This is a genomic window from Marinimicrobium alkaliphilum, from assembly GCF_003259155.1.
In the GTDB taxonomy this organism is placed as follows: Bacteria; Pseudomonadota; Gammaproteobacteria; order Pseudomonadales; family Cellvibrionaceae; genus Marinimicrobium_A; species Marinimicrobium_A alkaliphilum.
Genome location: NZ_QGMQ01000001.1, coordinates 174,257 through 192,089, shown reverse-complemented (window position 1 = coordinate 192,089; position 17,833 = coordinate 174,257). Strand labels below are relative to the sequence as shown.

The window sequence follows — 17,833 nt, the reverse complement described above, 5'->3', positions numbered from 1 at the left end:
CGGATAATGATTGATATGGCACCGACTACCGCCTTCCTGGTGCAGTTGCTCAAAGACCGCGCCGACGAGAAACTTCTGTCATTTTGGCAGAACGCCCATGAAGAGTTGGCGAAAGGCGTTGACCGCTCTCGCTTTTCCGCCCTGATTTCCCTGGCCAGCCGCTATGCGAAACGCCACCCTCTGACGCTCGATCCGGCGCAATCCGCCCGCGCCCAAACCATGCTCCCCGGCTGGACGCCCGCGGCCTGGAACGAACTCGAGTTGCTGCGCGTCATTCTGGTACTGGCTCGCCCGGACCTGTCTTCAGACACCTTTGCCGAGGATTTTGAGACCCTGTTCCGCTTTGCCGACGAAGGCGAAACCTGCGCCCTGTACCGCAGCCTGCCCTTATTACCCGAAGGCGAACGCTTTGTCTGGCGCGCCGGTGAGGCCTGCCGCACCAACATGCTCAGCGTGTTTGAAGCCGTGGCCCTGGATTCGCCCTACCCGGTTACGCATTTTGACGATACCGCCTGGCGCCAGCTGGTTATCAAAGCCCTATTCCTGGATTGCAATCTCGCCCGAATCGCCGGGCTTGAACAGCGCCTGGACCCGGAGCTGACCCGCATGGCCCTGGATTGGGCCCAGGAGCGCAAAAGCGCCGGGCGCAACTACCACCTGGGCCTATGGCTCTGCCTCGGGCCCCACCACGGTGAACGGGTTCAGGCTCTGCTGAACGAGCACTGGCCCGATGCCACCCCTCTGGAGCGCCGCGCCATGGCGCTGGGCGCCGGGCGTGCTGGCCAGACCGAGTGGCTTACGGCTACCCTTGCCAACAGCGCTGACAAGACCGAACAGAGCCACTTGCGCCAAGGCGCCGAAGGCGGGTATGGTCAAAACGATTTTATGCCCGTGTTTGAGGCCGCCGCCCAATCCGACTGACTACAAGAGAGCGCACCATGCAGTACTTTGATCCGCATATCCACATGAGCAGCCGCACCACCGACGACTACCAGGCCATGGCCGACGCCGGCATCCGCGCGGTCATCGAGCCCGCGTTCTGGATGGGGCAGCCCCGTACCAATGTCGGCAGCTTTATCGACTATTTTGCCAGCCTGGTGGGCTGGGAGCGCTTTCGCGCAGCGCAGTTTGGTATCAGTCACTACTGCACCATCGGCGTCAATTCAAAAGAAGCCAACAATCTGCCACTGGCAAAGGAAGCATTGGAATTGCTACCTCAGTTCGCGCTGAAGGAAGGCGTAGTGGCTATCGGCGAAATCGGCTACGACGAGATGACCGACGCCGAAGAGTACGTCTATCAACGTCAACTGGAATTCGCCGTCGAACACGACATGGTGGTGATGGTACACACCCCGCACCGGGACAAGAAAAATGGCGTGTTGCGCTCGATCGCCGTGGCCCGTGAGATCGGCGTACCCATGGAAAAACTGGTGATCGATCACAACAACGAAGAGACTGTTAAAGACGTGCTCGACGCCGGTGCCTGGGCCGCGTTTACCATCTACCCGAACACCAAGATGGGCTCCGAACGCATGGCCGACGTGGTTCAACAATACGGACCCGAGCGCATCATCGTCGACAGCTCCGCCGACTGGGGCGTAAGCGACCCTCTCTCGGTGCCCAAGACCGCCAACCTGATGCGTAAGCGCGGCATCGATGAACGTGCTATTGAGCTCAGCTGCTGGCAAAATGCCCTGGATGCGTATGCGCAATCCGGACAGATTGACGTCGACGCCCTGCAACGGCCACTGGTGATCGATCAGCGCCAGACCTTCAACGACAACACGGTTCTGCGTGGGCAGAAGCCCCGCATTGACGACCCCGTCCCCAACTGAGAGCGATCGAACCAAGATGTGGCAGATTGATCAGGCGTTTACCATGCCGTACGCCTTCCCGGTGTGTTTTGACCGGGACACCTTCAACCCCGACAACACGACCCTCATCGACCAACTCACCCGCGCTGGCCACAAACGCCACCGGGTGTTGCCGGTGATCGACGATCAAGTACTTGCCGGCCATCCGCAGCTACTTGAGCGGCTGAGCGCCTATGCCGCCGCCCACGCCGAACACCTGGAGCTGATTGAACCGGCACTGATTGTGCGCGGCGGTGAAGTGTGCAAAAGCGACCCTAAAGAAGTGGACGAGTTTTACCAGCGCACCCAAACCGACCGAATCGATCGCCACAGCTTTGCTTTGGTAATCGGCGGCGGCGCGGTGATCGATGCCATGGGTTACGCGGCTGCCACCGCCCACCGGGGGATTCGCCTGATACGCATGCCCACCACGGTGCTCGCCCAGAATGATGCCGGCATCGGGGTCAAGAACGCGATCAACTTTCAGGGCCGCAAAAACTACCTGGGTACCTTCGCGCCCCCTTACGCTGTCATCAATGACTACGACCTGCTCAACAGCTTACCTGCCCGCGACCGTATCTGCGGCATCGCCGAGGCGATCAAGGTGGCACTGATTCGCGACGGCGCGTTTTTTCATTGGCTGCATGACGCCCGCGAGCGCCTGGCGCGTTTCGAGCCCGAGGCCATGGAGTACATGATTGCCCGCTGCGCGGAGCTGCACCTGGAACACATCCGTACCAGTGGCGACCCTTTTGAACAGGGCAGCGCCCGACCCCTGGATTTTGGTCACTGGGGCGCCCACCGGCTTGAAGAACTTTCGGATTCCGACTTGCGTCACGGCGAAGCGGTCGCCATCGGCATCGCCCTGGATACCCTATACTCCCACAGCCAGAGCATGATCGACGCGGGCCTGGTCCAACAGGTGCGCGAAACGCTCGAAGGCGTGGGCTTCAGCTTGCGCCACCCGGCTCTGGAAGCGCTCGATATCGACGCCGCTCTGCAGGGTTTCCGCGAGCACCTGGGGGGCGAGTTATGTATCACTTTGCTGCTTGAAGCCGGACGCGCGAAAGAGGTGGCGGAAATCGATCTGGAAGCCATGCACCGCTGCCGCCAGCAGTTGCTGGAGTCCCAATGGCCTCAGTGACGACACCCCTAACTTACTGCAGCAACATTCACCCGGGGGAATCCTGGGCCGATGTGATGCACAACCTCAACAGCCATGCGCTCGATGTTAAAAAGCGCCGGGGCGACGAGCGACCGCTGGCCTTGGGCCTGCGCATCGCCGGACAGGCAGCGGGCGAGATCGACGCAACCGCCATCGCCGACTTTCGCGCCTGGTGCAAAAAACACAACGCCTACCTGCTGACCATCAACGGCTTTCCGTTCGGCGCCTTTCACGATCAGCGGGTCAAAGAAAACGTCTATCTACCGGATTGGCGTGAACAACAGCGGGTGGATTACACCCAGGTGCTGGCCGACATCGCCACCCACCTGCAACCGGACGCCGATGCGATTTCCATCTCCACGGTACCGATCGCCTTCAAGCAAGGTTTCAACGACGAAGATTGGCCCCGGGTGTTCGACAACCTGCGTCAGGTACTCACGCACCTGGTCAACCTCTACGACAGCACCGGCATCAAGATTACCCTGGCCATAGAACCGGAACCCGGCTGCGTGCTGGAAACCACCGACGAAGTCATCGACTTTTTTACCCGCCTGCGCGCGCAACTGACCGACGACCAGAATGCCCATGTGGGTTTGTGCTTCGACTGCTGCCACCAGGCGGTAGAATTTGAACAACCGGCCGAATGCCTCGCACGCCTCGCCGAAGCGAACATTCCCATCGCCAAGGTGCAAGTCTCCAGTGCCCTACGCGCCACCACGCCGGAAGAAATCGAACACCTGCTGGACTTCGACGAACCGGTGTATCTGCACCAGGCCGTCGCGCGCACCGACACCAGCACACCGCTCGCACGCTTCGACGACCTGCCAGACTTCGCCGAATACCTCCGGACGGGCCACGCAGTCAGCGAGTGCCGCGTGCATTTTCACGTACCCATTTTTATCGAACACCTGGGCCCCTGCGGCACCACTCAGGATTTTCTGCGCGACTTTTTACCGCGCCTCGACCCCGACATTCCGCTGGAAGTAGAAACCTACAGTTTCGGCGTACTGCCCGCGGAACTGCGCACCGACTCGGTCGGCGCAAGCATCGCCCGAGAACTCGAATGGGTCGAAAACCTACTAGAGAGCCGCTGATTGAATCCACCCAAGCTCGACGGCCTCGGTTGCCGGTAACCCGTTCTGGACTGTCGCCGCCCCGGACGGGCGGCGTCAAGCCCCCATGGATGGGTTCACGGCGTGTCCAGAACGGGTTACCGGCAACCGAGGCACCACCGAACTCGATTCAAGCAGCGGCTCCCAAACCCGAAGTCAAAACTCAAGAAGAGCTTTTCTATGCATAGAACTGCCGTTATCAACGTTGTTGGCCTGACCCAGTCCCTACTGGGCGACCATACGCCAAACCTGAACCGCCTCAAAACCGGCTGCACCGACATCAAACCGGTCACCCCGGCCGTCACCTGCGCCGCCCAGGCCACCTACCTCACCGGGCGCCTGCCCCGGGAACACGGCATCGTCGCCAACGGTTGGTACTTCCGGGATTTGAACGAAGTCTGGCTCTGGCGCCAGAGCAACCAACTGATACAGGCGCCCAAAATCTGGCATCTGGCCAAGGCCCGCGACCCCGAGTTTACCTGCAGCAACACCTTCTGGTGGTACGCCATGGCCACCGACGCGGACTTCACCCTGACCCCGCGCCCGCTTTATCTGGCCGACGGTAAAAAACTGCCCGACTGCTACACCAGCCCGCTGTCACTGCGCGACACCCTTACAGAAAAGCTGGGCACCTTTCCGCTGTTCAACTTCTGGGGGCCGGCCACCAGCATCAAATCCAGTCGCTGGATTGCCGACGCCGCCAAACATGTGGAAGAGGAACACCAACCCAGCCTGCAACTCATTTATCTGCCGCATCTGGACTATGTGCTTCAACGCGAAGGGCCCGACGGTGATATCGGCAAGGACCTAGAAGAAATCGATGCGCTGGTGGGCGAGTTGCTGGACTTCTTTGAGGCCCGGGACTGCCGGGTCATGCTGCTGTCCGAATACGGTATCCAGGCCGTCGATCACGCCATTCACCCGAATCGGATTCTGCGCGATGCCGGTATGCTGTCACTCAAGGTGGACCTCGGGCGCGAGTACCTGGACTTCCACACCTGCCGCGCGTTTGCGGTAGCCGACCATCAGATCGCTCATCTGTATATTCACAATCCGGCGGACATTCCCGAGGTGCGGGCTCTGTTCGAGAACCAGCCGGGCATCGACCGGGTGCTGGATAAAACCCAGCAGGCGGAATTTGGGCTGGATCACGAACGCAGCGGCGAGCTGGTGTTACTGGCCAAGGCGCGCAACTGGTTTACCTACTACTACTGGAACGACACCGCGCGCCAGCCCGAGTTTGCCCACATGGTGGAGATCCACCGCAAGCCCGGCTACGATCCCTGCGAGCTGTTTGTGGACCCGACCCTGCGCTTCCCGAAACTCAAGGTCATCAAAATCCTGGCCCGGAAAAAACTCGGCTTCCGCTACACCATGGACATGATCGCCGTGCAGCCCGACCTGGTCAAAGGCTCCCACGGTGTCAGCGATGGCTCGCCGGAAACCCTACCGGTATTGATGAGCACCGACCCGCATCTGCTGCCGCAGGGACCCGTGGCGGCGACAGACATTTGCGGCCTGATGCTCAAGCATCTGTTTGACGAGTGATGCCCATGCCCCGACTGAAAACTCTGCTGACCCTGTGCCGGGTCAGCAACCTGCCCACGGTCTGGATGAACATCCTCTGCGCCGCCGCGCTTGCGGGCGCACTCATTGATCACCCGGGTGGCCTGGCACTGGTGCTGATTGCGGTCTCGGCCTTCTACGCCGCCGGTATGAGCTTCAACGACTATTGCGATCGCCACTGGGATGCCGAGCGCCAACCCTTCCGTCCGATCCCCTCCGGGCGGATTGGGGCGCGCACGGCACTGCGGATTACACTGGGATTGTTTGCCTTGGGGTTTGTCTGTCTGTACCTGGCACCGCACCCGCGTGCGCCCCTGGCGGGCGCCGCACTGGTCGGCGTGATTCTGCTCTACGACTGGCTCCACAAGCGCCACTGGGCCACTGTCGGCCTGATGGCCCTGACCCGGCTGGGGGTCTATCTGGTCGCCGCCGTAGCCCTGACCGGGGAGATACCCGCGCTGGTCTGGCTGGTAGGTGCCCTGCAAGGGCTCTATACCCTCGCAGTCACCGCTGTAGCGCGCTGGGAGAACCATCGCATCCGACCCTACCCCTTTCCTGTCATCCCCTGGATGATCGCCGCCATGGGCCTCCTGGACGGCCTGGTGCTCGCCATCGCCCTCCATCCCGCCTGGCTGCTTGCGGGCGTGGCCGTCACCTTACTCACCCGCCTGAGCCAACGCTACGTCCGCGGCGATTAGAACCAACGACTCCAAAAAAAAACCGCTGCGGGCGAAGCCTGCAGCGGTTTTGAAAAGTGGCGTCCCCTAGGGGAGTCGAACCCCTGTTACCGCCGTGAAAGGGCGGTGTCCTAGGCCACTAGACGAAGGGGACTAAAACTGTCATCGACCACCGATCTCGCACCAACTCATACGAGATCCGAAGCCAAAAAAATATGGAGCGGGAAACGAGGCTCGAACTCGCGACCCCAACCTTGGCAAGGTTGTGCTCTACCACTGAGCTATTCCCGCAATGGCGTCCCCTAGGGGAGTCGAACCCCTGTTACCGCCGTGAAAGGGCGGTGTCCTAGGCCACTAGACGAAGGGGACCCTGGACCTCCTGGACGACATCGCCGTCAGAAGTGGGGCGCATTTTAGGTAGGGGCGGGTCAGCTGTCAACACTTTTATTGGATTTTTATGTCTGAAACAACAACCACTTAGCAACACTGCCCCAGGGCAGGTATCATGACTGGGTCAGCGGAAGTCGAGAGTGATATACTCAGGATTGGGTTAACTAGGGCAGCGGCCACGCTACTGCCAACGCCAACCATAAAAACACCGTGTGGACTATGCCGACTATTCTAATTGTCAGTGCCATCGTACTTCTGGTGATCGCACTGGTCAGTTACGCGATTATCAATGAAGCGCTGGAAAAGCGCCGCAAACAGCGTAAACGCCTGCTGACCGCACTCAGCCAGCGCCAGCGTATGTTCCACGATATGCTGACCACCTTCCCCAGCGGCTTCCTGCCCAAAGAACTGCACAATCTGGTTTGCCGGGTACTGCTCGACACCGCCGAACACCTGAGCCGGCTGGAACCCAAGAATGCCACTCATCTGGAAGCCTACCGCAATTACAGCGAGCAGCTGGAAGCCAGTCACAATCGCCCTGCGACGGCGGTCGGTCGCCTGGAAAGCGCTAACCAGGCCAATGGCGTGCGCAAGCAGCTCCAGGAGCTGTACCGTTATGTGATTCAGCAGTCCGAGCTGGGGCATTTCAACAAGGTGCAAACCCAGGCTTACCGGGAGCAGATCAAGCGCCTGGCGCTACAGATGTCGGTCGAAACCTACGCACTCCAGGCTCGCCAGGCGCAGCAGTTGGGCAAGTTTCGCCTGGCCATCCACTACTACACCCTGGCGCGCAAACTGCTGTTCCGCGAAGATGTGAACCACGATTTCCAGAAGCAGATCGCCGACTACGACACGCGCATCAAAACCCTGGAGAAACAGGCCAGAGAGCTGGCCGATCACGGCGGCGAACCCAAGGACAGCAAAGTCGCCGCCATGGACAGCGAGGCCCAGAAAGAATGGGAGCGACTCGGCGAAGAGGAGGCCAAGTGGAAAAAGAAAAACCTCTACGACTAGGTCTTGGTGTTTTCATCCAGATCAATTGACGCCGAGTTGATGCAGTAACGCAACCCGGTGGGCGCCGGACCGTCCGGAAACACATGACCCAGGTGCGCACCGCAATGCTGGCACATGACCTCGGTGCGGCGCATGCCGTAGCTGCCATCAAAGGCCTCTTCAACAGCGTCCTGCGCCAGCGGCTGATAGAAACTCGGCCAACCACACCCCGCATCAAATTTGGTCTCGCTGTCGAACAGCGCTTCGCCGCAGCAGTGGCAGCGATAGGTCCCCGAGCGAAACACATCCCAATATTTGCCCGTAAACGCAGGCTCAGTGCCCTTTTGTCGGCAAATACGGTAGGCCTCGGGGTCCAGGCGCTCGCGCCACTCGTCGTCGGTCAACTTTTTTTCTTCGCTCATAAGAATTCCTTGACAGTGTTGCCTGCCAACCATGATGATTTGGTGTTCAACTGTTTTTTCTGTCGCATAAGGGCATTCTACGGCAAATGAAGACCATTCAAAAATCGGACAAGTTACACGGGGTCTGTTACGACATTCGCGGCCCGGTACTGGAGCACGCCTACCGCCTGGAGGAAGAGGGTCACCGGATTCTGAAACTGAATATCGGCAATCCCGCCCCCTTCGGCTTCGACGCGCCCGATGAAATCATCCAGGACGTGATCTACAACCTGCCCAATGCCCAGGGCTACACCGCGTCCCACGGTCTTTTCGCCGCCCGCAAAGCCATTATGCAGGAGTCCCAGCGACTGAAGGTCCCCAACGTCGAGATTGAGGATATTTTTCTCGGTAACGGCGTCAGCGAGCTGATCCAGATGGCCATGCAGGGGCTGCTCAATCCGGGCGACGAAGTACTGATTCCCGCCCCCGATTACCCCCTTTGGACCGCGTCGGTCAATCTGGCCGGCGGCAAGGCCGTGCACTACCGGTGTGATGAGCAGTCCGACTGGTACCCCGACCTGGACGATATCAAAAGCAAAATCACCGACAAAACCCGCGGCATCGTGGTGATCAACCCGAACAACCCCACGGGTGCCGTGTACAGCCAGGATTTGCTGGAGCAGATCGTCGCCCTCGCCCGGGAGAAGGACCTGATTCTGTTCGCCGACGAGATTTACAGTAAAATTCTTTATGACGACGCCGAGTTTGTGCCGCTGGCCCGCTTGGCGGATGATATTTTGTGTGTGAGTTTTAACGGTCTGTCCAAGTCCTATCGCCTGGCGGGCTTTCGCTCGGGCTGGATGATCATCAGCGGTGCCAAGCACAAGGCCAAAAGCTATATCGAAGGGCTTGAAATGCTCGCAAGCATGCGTTTGTGCGCCAACGTGCCGGCCATGTACGCGGTGCAGACCGCACTTGGGGGCTACCAGAGTATCAATGAGTTGATTGTCCCCGGTGGCCGATTGCGCGATCAGCGCGATGCCGCCATGCGCATCATCGATACCATTCCCGGATTGAGCTGCGTCAAACCCAAAGGGGCGATTTACCTGTTTCCGAAACTGGATACCAAGCGCTTCAACATCAAAGACGACCAGAAACTGGTGCTGGACTTTCTGATTCAGGAGAAGGTACTGCTGGTGCAGGGTACTGCATTCAACTGGCCCGAACCGGACCACTTGCGCATCGTGTTCCTGCCCCGGGAAGACGATATGAACAAGGCGATTACCCGCTTGGGCAACTTTCTGGAGCGCTACAAGCAGTAGGTCGCGCGCTCGACCCGGTCAGTAACCCACCGGATAGAGCACGCGCTCGTGATAGCCGGTAATCACCGGCAAAAATCCTCGCCAGGCCTTATCCAACTGTGGGTCGTTGCTGTCGATCAGTAGTGGCCGTCCGTCGAGCGCCAGTATTTTCTCCCGGGTGGCGAGAACCATCAGGTTCTCGCGCCCGACCCGCACCAGAATATCCGGCGCCAGCTGCTGATTGCCCCGCCCGATAATGTGGCCCTGCCCTCCAATGGCAGTGACAATGATCTTTACCGGCCCCACGTGCTCATCCATCGCATCGCGAATGGCCTGGGCGGTCACATCGCGGGCGATCAACGCCTGTTGATGGAGCAGATCGACTCCCAGAAGCGATCCTTCCTGACCCAGTTCACGCATAAAAACCTGGGTGGTCGACCCGGGGCCGACGATATAGAGCGTCTCGTCATCCAACTGCTCAATCAGCTCGGCGGCAGCGTCCAGTTGGGTGAGTTCATCCACCTCGGCACCGGCGTTTTTGGTGTGCTGGACAAACTGGGGCTCCTCTGGCGCCATCAACGAGGCGTAATGGCGGGCGCGCACCTGGCCTTCGCGAAAAGCCTCTTCGTCGATATCGCGCACATCCCGCTCCGCAATAGGCACCAGCTGTCCTGCCAACAGCAGCTTGATGACCTCCCCCGCCGCCTCGGGGGTATGGGTGTAAACCCCGGAATGCATTTTGACCCCACTGGGCACACCCAGCACCGGCTGGCGGGTGCCCACAGCATCGGCGATATCCCGGGCGGTGCCATCACCGCCTGCAAACAACAACAGATCCACACCCTGGTCGCACAGGGCCGCTGCTGCCGTGCGCGTGTCCTCTGGCTGGGTCTCGCGCAGGTCGCCGGGCGCACCGATCACCTCTGGCTCAAAACCCGCCGCCCGGGCCGAGTCCTCGCCCATGGCGCCGGCGTAAGTCAACACCCGAATGGCCCGACGCTGCTCAGTCAGAACCGCGAGTGCTCGGCGCATCCGCTCCGGCGCCCGCGCTTCAGCGCCACGGGCCAGGGCTTCGGCGCGGGTCTCTGGGCCGTCGCTGCCCTTGAGCCCGACGCTACCCCCCAACCCCGCACAGGGATTGACCAGTACCCCCAGAATAAACACCGCGTCAGTCCTCCGTTCCGGCTATACCGGTATCAAAACCCAGCGCCGCCAGGCGCTCGGCCAGCGCCTCGGGCAAGGCGCCACTTTCCGCCGTTACCCGGTAGTTAAAAAATTCCCGGCGTACCGGGTAGTGCTTGCGCTGCTGATCGAAGGTTTCGGGACTGGCCCGCAGGCGTTGATCGTCCTCATGAATGGCGTAGGCAGCGGCGATTGCCTGCTTTAACGCCTGCCACTGATCTGCACCGGCTACGCGAATCTCCGCCGCTTCCGGCGGCGGCACCAGTGTGCGCGCCGTCATTTGAGGTGCCCGCCCCAAGTGCTCGCACAGCGCCTCGTAGATCATCTCGGTACCGCGCACCTTGCCGTCGTAGCTGTAGCCGGCAATGTGGGGACTACCCAGGGCCGCCTCATCGAGTAGCTCGACCGACAGGTCCGGTTCCGGCTCCCAGACATCAAGCACCAGGTGCAGGTCCGGACGCCGGCGTTTGAGCGCCAGAAGCGCGGCATTGTCGATCACCGGGCCCCGCCCGGCGTTGAGCAGTACGGCGCCAAGCTTGAGCGCGGGGAGGTTATCGGCATTGAGCAGGTGGTGACTCGGGTGTGGTCCGTCGGTAGTCAGGGGCGTGTGGGCACAGATAATATCCGCCCCCAGCACCTGCTCCAGATCGGTCAGATCAGGCACCTGATCCCGGGTCAAAAAAGGATCGTAGACCCGACAGTCCACGCCCTGGGCGCGCATGCGCTGATACAGACGGCCACCCACATTGCCGCAGCCAATAATGCCCAAAGTGGCACCCTGCCAGTCCCGATCCAGGGCCGCCAACGCGGCATAGACATACTCCACCACCGAGTTGGCATTGCAGCCGGGGGCGTTGGTCCAGGTGATTCCCTCGCGCTCCAGATAACCGGTGTCCAGGTGATCGGTACCGATGGTGCAGGTACCCACAAAACGCACCGCTGAGCCTGCCAACAGTGCCTCGTTCACCCGAGTCACTGAGCGCACCAACAGCACGTCGGCGTCGCGCACATGTTCGGGACGCAGATCTCGCCCGGCCACTCGGCGCAACTCGCCCAGATGACCGAAGAAGGCCTCCGCCAAAGGGATATTTTCATCAACTACCAAGGTCAGGCTCATAAGTCTCTCTTCGGGTCAGTTATCAGGGTGCATCCGCCAAAGCGCGGCGAGCACGGGTCACAAAGCCTCGGCCCAGGCCGGTACGTGCCACCAGTGCATCCAGCGCCGGCCAATCCGGCGCCTGCCGGAGAAGGTCGGCCGTGCGTACCGACAACGGCATGCGCTCGTCAATTTGAGCCAACTGCCGGGCAATGGCGATTTGTGAGCGGTGAGCATCAAGTTTGGCGGGCAGTGTACGTGCCCCGCGCACACTCAGGGTCGGCACCTGCTCCAGATTTGCCAGCAACGCTTCGACCGTGCCAAAGTGCTGAAGCAGTGCGGTCGCGGTCTTCGCGCCCACCCCCGGCACGCCGGGAATATCATCTATCGTGTCCCCCACCAGCGCCAGGTAATCGGGCAGTTGGGCCGGGCGGATGCCCAGCTTGGCCTCAAGATCCGTCGCGTGGGTCCGGGTATCGCCAGTCGGGTCCCACAAGTAGTCCTCGGGGCGCTGAAGCAACTGCCCCAGGTCTTTATCGCGAGTGATAATGGCGATGGGGCGGCGGCTGCGTCTGAGACTGCGCGCCAGGGTGCCGATCAGGTCATCTGCCTCGTGTGTTTCGCTAGCGAAACTGGCAATGCCGAGGCACTCCCCCAGCGCGCGACAGGCATTGAGTTGATACGCCAACGCCTCGTCCGGCAGAGCCCGGCTGGCTTTGTAATCGGGGTAGATCGTATTGCGAAAGCAGTGGCCCAGGCTCTCATCGTAACAGGCGGCGATGTGGCTGGGCCGCTCAGTTTCGAGCAGGCGTAGCAAAAAGGTACCGTAACCGTAAACTGCGCCAGTGCCATAACCCTCGTCCCGGCTGAACCAGTTGTCCGGCAGGGCAAAGTAGTAGCGGAAAATATAAATCGAGGCATCGATCAACAGGGCCGGGGTCACAGGTGCTCCCTGGGGAAACGCTCGGGCTGCAACAACTCAGCGAGTGAATCAGCGGTGTGATACGTGGCGATCAACGCCTTGAGAAAGGCCCCGGTACGGGGGTTGACCCCGTGGGCACAGTGCCACAGCGCCCGCGCGTGAATGGCATCCTTGAATGATTCGCTCGCTCCCAGCCCTTGGCTCAGGTTGTCCGCGCTGACCCGGAACTTACTGCCGGCCGCGCAGGAAAACAGCCACTCCAGCGCCTGCGGCGCCACCTCCACCCGCTCGAACTCCGCCTGCTGCCCGGCGCTGCGACCGTCCGGGGCGTACCAGTAGCCGTAGTCCGGAAGCGTCCGGCGTTCGGCCCCGGCCACACACCAATGGGCAATTTCATGCAGCGCACTGGCAAAGTAATCCCGGGTAAAAATGATACGGTGCTGTGGGTGCTCGGCATCGGCCGGCAGGTACTCGGGCTCGGCGCCCCCGGCCAGGAGCCGGGTATTTTCGGACCCCGAAAAACAGGCGTCGAAAACCGTCACCAAATGGTGGCAATTGTGCATCATTGTGTGGGCTACAGCTGTCAACGTCTTATAACCTGCTTTGTCCGGGAAGCCCATTGGCCCTCGGGGCAAAAAAATTTCGTGGATTTGGCACACCAGGAGTTGTGCTTTAAGCGCTTAACCTATACTTTATAGAGTAATGGTGATTACGCCATTGTCTCCGCGGGCCGCTCCACTTGGGCCCAGCCTCAGCCGGGAGGTGTGTATTATGAAGACCTCAACTCCTCGCCACAATATGGACAATGTGGTCGATCTCTTCTCACGCAAATCCTTTACTGAACTGGACGACGAGCGTTTTGTGCGCCTGGCTCCCGAGCTGGATGGACTGGAGATGCTCTACTCCAACGATACCAACCCCGACAACCTGTACAGCCTGAAAGTCCTTTGCTGGGGTCTGCGTGCCAATGGCGAAGTGGTCGGCCTGGTGCCCTGGCTCAACGATATCATCGCCTGCCCGGATATTCTCGATCCGCTCAACGGGCATTGGGAAGGCTATTACGACCCGGGTATCGACGAAATCTTTTTCGACGCGCCCATGCACAAAGTGGTCGAGCTGGAAACCGCCGCCGATTACTACGAGCTGATCTGCGAGAATGACGACGATATCATTCAGGAACTGCCCGATACCATCGGCACCCACGCGGTACTCGCCAGTCCGGGCAACAGCAATCGCCTGGCGTTGGTCGAGGTGGTCAGCTGGCGCCTGCACGCCGATGGCAACCTCTTCGGCATGCTTACGGATGGCGAAAAAGTGGTCAGCACCCCTGTTCTTCCGGGCGACGAATGTCTCTACCCGGCGCAATTGAGCGAAAACTTCCGCTACTTCTTCCAGCATCAGATCGCCAATAAGATCAAAGCGGAAGATCCGGAGGCCCTGGCCGCCATCTCGCTACTGGTCGACGGCAACTGACCCGCTGCCCGGCTCGCCGGGCGGCACCCCTTCCTGCCGGCCTAACCCGCCTTGCGGATCCGGTACCGGTAGCTTTTCCCCTCAGATTCGCTCTGTTCGAGCAGCTCGTGTCCCAAGAACTGGCAAAATTTCGGGATATCCCTTTGCGTCGACGGGTCCGTCGCCAGTACTTCAATAATGTCTCCCACCTCGGCTTCGCGCACCGCTTTGTGCAACAGCATCACCGGCTCCGGACACAGAAGCCCACTGGTATCGAGTAGTCGTGCATTGGAATCGGACATAAGCTTAGATCTCTACCTTCTATCAGTGCCACTGGCCACTTGGCCAACACTTGCTACACTTGGTGTAATTACAATTTCCAGGCGAATGCCGAGGGGCCGAAGCTTGATGTCTCGGAACGACCACTGGCTCACACCAGACCCACAACAACCCGAACACCACCTGTTCAGCCACCAATCACTGGAGCTGACGCTGGTACTCCTGCGCTATAATAACCCGTCTTTGGCGACCGCCGTACAGCAGACCCTCTGGGAAATGGATGACAGCGCCGAACAGGCGCAACACTTTTATGCTGAACTCGTCAGCGTTATGGAGGCCGATACCATCGGCAATATCCTGTGTACATTGAGCCGAGTAGCCCAACGTATGCTCCTCAACAGGCAACTAAAACCCGAGCAGCGCCGCCTACTGCAACATTTGTTGACCGAGTGGGCAGATTTAGTCGAGTGGGTTCTGTTAAACTGCAACGTCGAAAGTCGCCGCTACCACTGATTCAGCTGCATTGAGTGATTTAGGAACCCCGATGATTTACGTTTTAGTTGAGCGCCATATTGCCGACGGCATGGAAAGCACCTACCAACTTGTTGCCCGCCAGGCCCTCGAAGCCGCTTACCGCGCGCCGGGATTTATCAATGGTGAGACCCTGCGGGATATGCAGCGTCCCAACCATCACTACCTGCTGTCCAAGTGGCGCTCACTGCACGACTGGAAGCGTTGGTACTACAGCAGCGAACGCCTCGAGGTGATGAATCAGCTCAATCCCACCCTGGCGGACTTTGAGACCATCACTCTGCTTGAGCACTGGATGGCCGGTGGCGGCTAGCGTATCACGCCCGCCGGTGTCAGCACCCGCAAATGGCCGGTAACCTCTTCCCGGTCGTGATACAGCTGCTTGAATCGCAACTCTATACGCAGGTCCCGCTCCGCCATTTTTTCCTGTAATCGCTGCTCGAGTTTTTTCACTTCCGCATAGCGCTGCTTCATCGGCAGCTTGAGATTGAAGATGGCCTCCCGGCAATAGCCTTCCGCCACCCACTTGCCAATGAGGCTGGTCACCCGTGCAGGCTTGTCGGCAATATCGCACACCAGCCAGTACACCGCTTTGCGCGGTTCGTAGACGAACCCATCGGACTTGAGATGGCGCACCTGCCCGGACTCCATCAACACCGGGTCCATGGGGCCGTTGTCAACGGCATCCACAAACATCCCGCGTTGCACCAACTGCCAGGTCCACCCCCCCGGAGCCGCCCCCAGATCGACCGCCTTCAGACCACCACACAGACGCTCGTCCCACTCGTTTGCGGGGATAAAGTGGTGCCAGGCCTCCTCCAGCTTGAGGGTCGCTCGGCTGGGCGCCGCTCGGGGCAAACGCAGACGGGCGATACCCATGGGCCAGACCGCACTGTTGGGAATACGGGCGGCGCCCAGCCAAGCCTGGGTGCCGGACATAAAGACCAGGTGCAGGCGCCAGGAGCTGCGCTCCGACAGACGTCCGGCTTTTTTCAAAGCCTGACGGAAAGGATGGATAAACTTTTTGCTGAGCCCGGACATTTCCTTGCCCAGATTGGTATCCACGGTTTCAATCCAGAGATCGCCACAGACCGGCAGACTTTCGATAGCCGCCGTCAACAAGGGGCCGATACGATCGCTCACCGGCAGCTCATCAAACAGCGGCACGGCGCCAAACCACTGGCGGGTAAACACCAGACTGTGAAAATCCACCTTGCTCATCAGGCGCACCGCGCCGTCCGGCTCGTGGGTCACATAGAGCACATAGCCGTCGCCCTCACGCGCTTTGGGGAAGCCGTAAACGCCGGCATCGGCGGCGATCTCAGCGATCTCTGACGCGCACTCTTTCTCAAATCCCGGGCGACAATGCAAAAATAAATGATTCACTCAAAAACCTGTGTGGTTAAGTCTGGGCCCTGCGGCGGGCAAAATCGGCTACCACGTCTGCAGCAGCCTCGAAATGTTGTATCTGGGTGTAACCGGATTTGACCCTTGGCTTCAGGTCATGGTCGCCATCTTCCAGCCAATGCAGGAAGAGCGTGGGCGAGAGTGTGTAACCGCTCACCCGCTCGCGATTGCCCAAGGCATCGCGGGTGCCCTGAACGATCACCCCCGGCGTGCGCAGGTCAACCAGATGCTCGGTGCGCGGACGCTCGGGCTTACCGGGTGCGTAAAAGGGATAGCCCAGGCAAGCCAGACCGTCAACCTCGGCCTCGTCGGCCACCAGGCTGGCCATACGGCCGCCCATGGACTTGCCGCCAATCAACAGTGGCTGCGCCCCCAACCGGGCGCGGGCAGCGGCAATCTGTTCGTGCCAGTAGTCCAGGAGTTGCGGCGCCCGACTGGGCGGTCGACGCTTGCCGTCAACACGACGCTGGGCCATATAGGGAAACTCAAAGCGGATCACCTGTACCCCGCGGGCCGCCAGACGCTCCGCTAGCGCCTGCATAAAGTCGCTGTCCATGGGCGCTCCGGCGCCGTGGGCCAGGAGCAAGGTCGCGACAGGCGTGCCTTCAGGGCGATTCCACAGCCAGTCAGTCGTCATCGCCCGGCTCTACCCAATCGCGCTTGTGCACCAGGTTGGCGGTACTGGTGACCGGATCGAACACCAGCAACACCTCATCCCGCTCCAGCTGGCGGCGCACTTGCGCCACTTTGGTATCCAGCGCCACCTCGGTTTCACCGTATTCGGTGCCCTCGCGGGTCACATACTCTTCGATCAGCCCACTCAGGGCATCGGCCGACAGTTGTTGCCAGGGAATAATCATGGGACTTACGCTTGTACCGGTGTGTGGGGCGCACTATCCTAACACCAACAACCAACAGCGATAAGGGCGAATGTGTGAACAGCTATCTGGTATTGACGATCATCAGCGATGACAAGCCGGGCATTGTGGAAAAACTGGCCCACACCATCAGTCAGCACGGCGGCAACTGGCTGGAAAGCCGCATGGGCCATTTGGCCGGCAAGTTTGCCGGGATTGTCCAGGTGGCCGTAGACACCGAACAGCGCCAGGCGCTGAGTGACGCCTTGGGCCAGCTCCAGACCCAGGGCCTCAAGATTCAGGTTGAAACGGCCGAAGCGGCTGAGCGCCCGCCGATGCAAGTCTTCCGTTTCAGTGTCATCGGCAACGATCGCCCCGGGATTGTATACGAAGTCGCCCAGGCCTTCGCCAGCCGCAATATCAACCTGGAGGAGTTCGAGACCGACACCTCCAGCATGCCCTGGTCGGGGGAGCCACTGTTTGAAGCCACCGGGATTATCGAGGTGCCGGAAAATACCGATATGGACGACCTGCACGACCAGCTCGACACCATTGCCGATGAGTTGGCGGTGGATGTAAAAATTGAGCCGCAGGAGGACTCGTCAGCGGCCTGACACTGGGTGCGTGATTGTCGGATTACGCTGCGCTA

21 protein-coding genes and 3 tRNA genes are annotated in these 17,833 nt (G+C 60.3%); 12 read left to right on the top strand and 12 right to left on the bottom strand.

Annotated elements, in window-relative coordinates; genetic code table 11:
• The first annotated feature begins 15 nt into the window (after positions 1–15).
• The 6 genes from DKW72_RS00935 (at position 16) to DKW72_RS00910 (ending at position 6,394) form a co-directional block, all read left to right on the top strand.
• A complete protein-coding gene (locus tag DKW72_RS00935; protein ID WP_157960350.1) occupies positions 16–921 on the top strand; it encodes an EboA domain-containing protein in 906 nt (301 codons plus the stop codon).
• 17 nt (positions 922–938) lie between these two features.
• Positions 939–1,835 carry a TatD family hydrolase gene (locus DKW72_RS00930; RefSeq protein ID WP_111640445.1) on the top strand — a complete coding sequence of 299 codons (897 nt, stop codon included), beginning with the start codon at positions 939–941 and terminating at the stop codon, positions 1,833–1,835.
• Between the two features lie 16 nt (positions 1,836–1,851).
• Positions 1,852–2,997, top strand: a complete 1,146-nt coding sequence (locus DKW72_RS00925) for a 3-dehydroquinate synthase (protein ID WP_111640444.1) — start codon at positions 1,852–1,854, stop codon at positions 2,995–2,997.
• Positions 2,985–4,112, top strand: a complete 1,128-nt coding sequence (gene eboE, locus DKW72_RS00920; protein ID WP_111640443.1) for a metabolite traffic protein EboE — start codon at positions 2,985–2,987, stop codon at positions 4,110–4,112. Before DKW72_RS00925 ends, eboE begins: the two co-directional genes overlap by 13 nt.
• 198 nt (positions 4,113–4,310) lie before the next feature.
• Positions 4,311–5,678, top strand: coding sequence for an alkaline phosphatase family protein (locus DKW72_RS00915; protein ID WP_111640442.1), 1,368 nt, complete (start codon positions 4,311–4,313; stop codon positions 5,676–5,678).
• Positions 5,679–5,683: 5 nt separating this feature from the next.
• Complete coding sequence (locus DKW72_RS00910) at positions 5,684–6,394, top strand: UbiA family prenyltransferase (RefSeq protein ID WP_157960349.1); 711 nt, start codon at positions 5,684–5,686, stop codon at positions 6,392–6,394.
• 57 nt (positions 6,395–6,451) lie between these two features.
• On the opposite strand, the gene DKW72_RS00905 is transcribed toward DKW72_RS00910, so the two are convergent.
• The 3 genes from DKW72_RS00905 to DKW72_RS00895 all read right to left on the bottom strand — a co-directional run bounded on the left by DKW72_RS00905 (position 6,452) and on the right by DKW72_RS00895 (position 6,742).
• Positions 6,452–6,527: transfer RNA gene (locus DKW72_RS00905), tRNA-Glu, on the bottom strand.
• A gap of 62 nt (positions 6,528–6,589) precedes the next feature.
• A tRNA-Gly gene (locus tag DKW72_RS00900) sits at positions 6,590–6,664 on the bottom strand.
• Positions 6,665–6,666: 2 nt separating this feature from the next.
• Positions 6,667–6,742 (bottom strand) — tRNA-Glu (locus tag DKW72_RS00895).
• Between the two features lie 240 nt (positions 6,743–6,982).
• Here DKW72_RS00895 and DKW72_RS00890 point away from each other — a divergent pair.
• Positions 6,983–7,777 (top strand): hypothetical protein, encoded by a 795-nt coding sequence (locus DKW72_RS00890; RefSeq protein WP_111640440.1) that lies wholly within the window; start codon positions 6,983–6,985, stop codon positions 7,775–7,777.
• On the opposite strand, the gene msrB is transcribed toward DKW72_RS00890, so the two are convergent.
• Positions 7,774–8,178, bottom strand: a complete 405-nt coding sequence (msrB, locus tag DKW72_RS00885) for a peptide-methionine (R)-S-oxide reductase MsrB (RefSeq protein WP_111640439.1) — start codon at positions 8,176–8,178, stop codon at positions 7,774–7,776. The genes DKW72_RS00890 and msrB overlap by 4 nt on opposite strands.
• Before the next feature lie 86 nt (positions 8,179–8,264).
• Between msrB and DKW72_RS00880 the strand changes: the two genes are divergently transcribed.
• Complete coding sequence (locus DKW72_RS00880) at positions 8,265–9,479, top strand: pyridoxal phosphate-dependent aminotransferase (RefSeq protein ID WP_111640438.1); 1,215 nt, start codon at positions 8,265–8,267, stop codon at positions 9,477–9,479.
• 18 nt (positions 9,480–9,497) lie between these two features.
• Here the strand turns inward: DKW72_RS00880 and DKW72_RS00875 are convergent, their stop codons facing one another.
• From DKW72_RS00875 to DKW72_RS00860, 4 genes are read right to left on the bottom strand one after another with little or no spacing between them, the layout of a single operon-like run.
• On the bottom strand, positions 9,498–10,622 hold the full coding sequence (locus DKW72_RS00875; protein WP_111640437.1) for an ATP-NAD kinase family protein: 1,125 nt from the start codon (positions 10,620–10,622) through the stop codon (positions 9,498–9,500).
• A gap of 4 nt (positions 10,623–10,626) precedes the next feature.
• Complete coding sequence (locus DKW72_RS00870) at positions 10,627–11,757, bottom strand: 4-phosphoerythronate dehydrogenase (protein WP_332835781.1); 1,131 nt, start codon at positions 11,755–11,757, stop codon at positions 10,627–10,629.
• A 22-nt stretch (positions 11,758–11,779) separates the two neighbouring features.
• Positions 11,780–12,679: a 5'-3' exonuclease gene (locus DKW72_RS00865; protein WP_111640436.1), complete on the bottom strand. Its 900-nt coding sequence runs from the start codon at positions 12,677–12,679 to the stop codon at positions 11,780–11,782.
• A complete protein-coding gene (locus tag DKW72_RS00860; protein ID WP_111640435.1) occupies positions 12,676–13,224 on the bottom strand; it encodes an elongation factor P hydroxylase in 549 nt (182 codons plus the stop codon). The genes DKW72_RS00865 and DKW72_RS00860 overlap by 4 nt, the downstream gene beginning before the upstream one ends.
• Before the next feature lie 205 nt (positions 13,225–13,429).
• Between DKW72_RS00860 and DKW72_RS00855 the strand changes: the two genes are divergently transcribed.
• Positions 13,430–14,131 carry a hypothetical protein gene (locus DKW72_RS00855; RefSeq protein ID WP_111640434.1) on the top strand — a complete coding sequence of 234 codons (702 nt, stop codon included), beginning with the start codon at positions 13,430–13,432 and terminating at the stop codon, positions 14,129–14,131.
• Positions 14,132–14,172: 41 nt separating this feature from the next.
• Here the strand turns inward: DKW72_RS00855 and tusA are convergent, their stop codons facing one another.
• Complete coding sequence (tusA, locus tag DKW72_RS00850; protein ID WP_111640433.1) at positions 14,173–14,412, bottom strand: sulfurtransferase TusA; 240 nt, start codon at positions 14,410–14,412, stop codon at positions 14,173–14,175.
• A 106-nt stretch (positions 14,413–14,518) separates the two neighbouring features.
• Here tusA and DKW72_RS00845 point away from each other — a divergent pair, with 106 nt between their 5' ends.
• Both DKW72_RS00845 and DKW72_RS00840 read left to right on the top strand, forming a co-directional pair.
• Positions 14,519–14,902 (top strand): hypothetical protein, encoded by a 384-nt coding sequence (locus DKW72_RS00845; protein WP_111640432.1) that lies wholly within the window; start codon positions 14,519–14,521, stop codon positions 14,900–14,902.
• Between the two features lie 31 nt (positions 14,903–14,933).
• The gene (locus tag DKW72_RS00840) at positions 14,934–15,233 is read left to right on the top strand and encodes an antibiotic biosynthesis monooxygenase family protein (protein WP_111640431.1); all 300 of its coding nucleotides are present in this window, start codon (positions 14,934–14,936) and stop codon (positions 15,231–15,233) included.
• Here DKW72_RS00840 and rlmM read toward each other — a convergent pair.
• From rlmM to DKW72_RS00825, 3 genes are read right to left on the bottom strand one after another with little or no spacing between them, the layout of a single operon-like run.
• Positions 15,230–16,306 carry a 23S rRNA (cytidine(2498)-2'-O)-methyltransferase RlmM gene (gene rlmM, locus DKW72_RS00835; protein ID WP_111640430.1) on the bottom strand — a complete coding sequence of 359 codons (1,077 nt, stop codon included), beginning with the start codon at positions 16,304–16,306 and terminating at the stop codon, positions 15,230–15,232. The two genes, DKW72_RS00840 and rlmM, sit on opposite strands and share 4 nt — an antisense overlap.
• A gap of 16 nt (positions 16,307–16,322) precedes the next feature.
• Positions 16,323–16,964 (bottom strand): alpha/beta fold hydrolase, encoded by a 642-nt coding sequence (locus DKW72_RS00830; RefSeq protein WP_111640429.1) that lies wholly within the window; start codon positions 16,962–16,964, stop codon positions 16,323–16,325.
• Positions 16,954–17,187: a YheU family protein gene (locus DKW72_RS00825; RefSeq protein ID WP_111640428.1), complete on the bottom strand. Its 234-nt coding sequence runs from the start codon at positions 17,185–17,187 to the stop codon at positions 16,954–16,956. The genes DKW72_RS00830 and DKW72_RS00825 overlap by 11 nt, the downstream gene beginning before the upstream one ends.
• Before the next feature lie 74 nt (positions 17,188–17,261).
• Between DKW72_RS00825 and DKW72_RS00820 the strand changes: the two genes are divergently transcribed.
• Positions 17,262–17,798 carry a glycine cleavage system protein R gene (locus DKW72_RS00820; protein ID WP_111640427.1) on the top strand — a complete coding sequence of 179 codons (537 nt, stop codon included), beginning with the start codon at positions 17,262–17,264 and terminating at the stop codon, positions 17,796–17,798.
• Positions 17,799–17,833 lie beyond the last annotated feature (35 nt).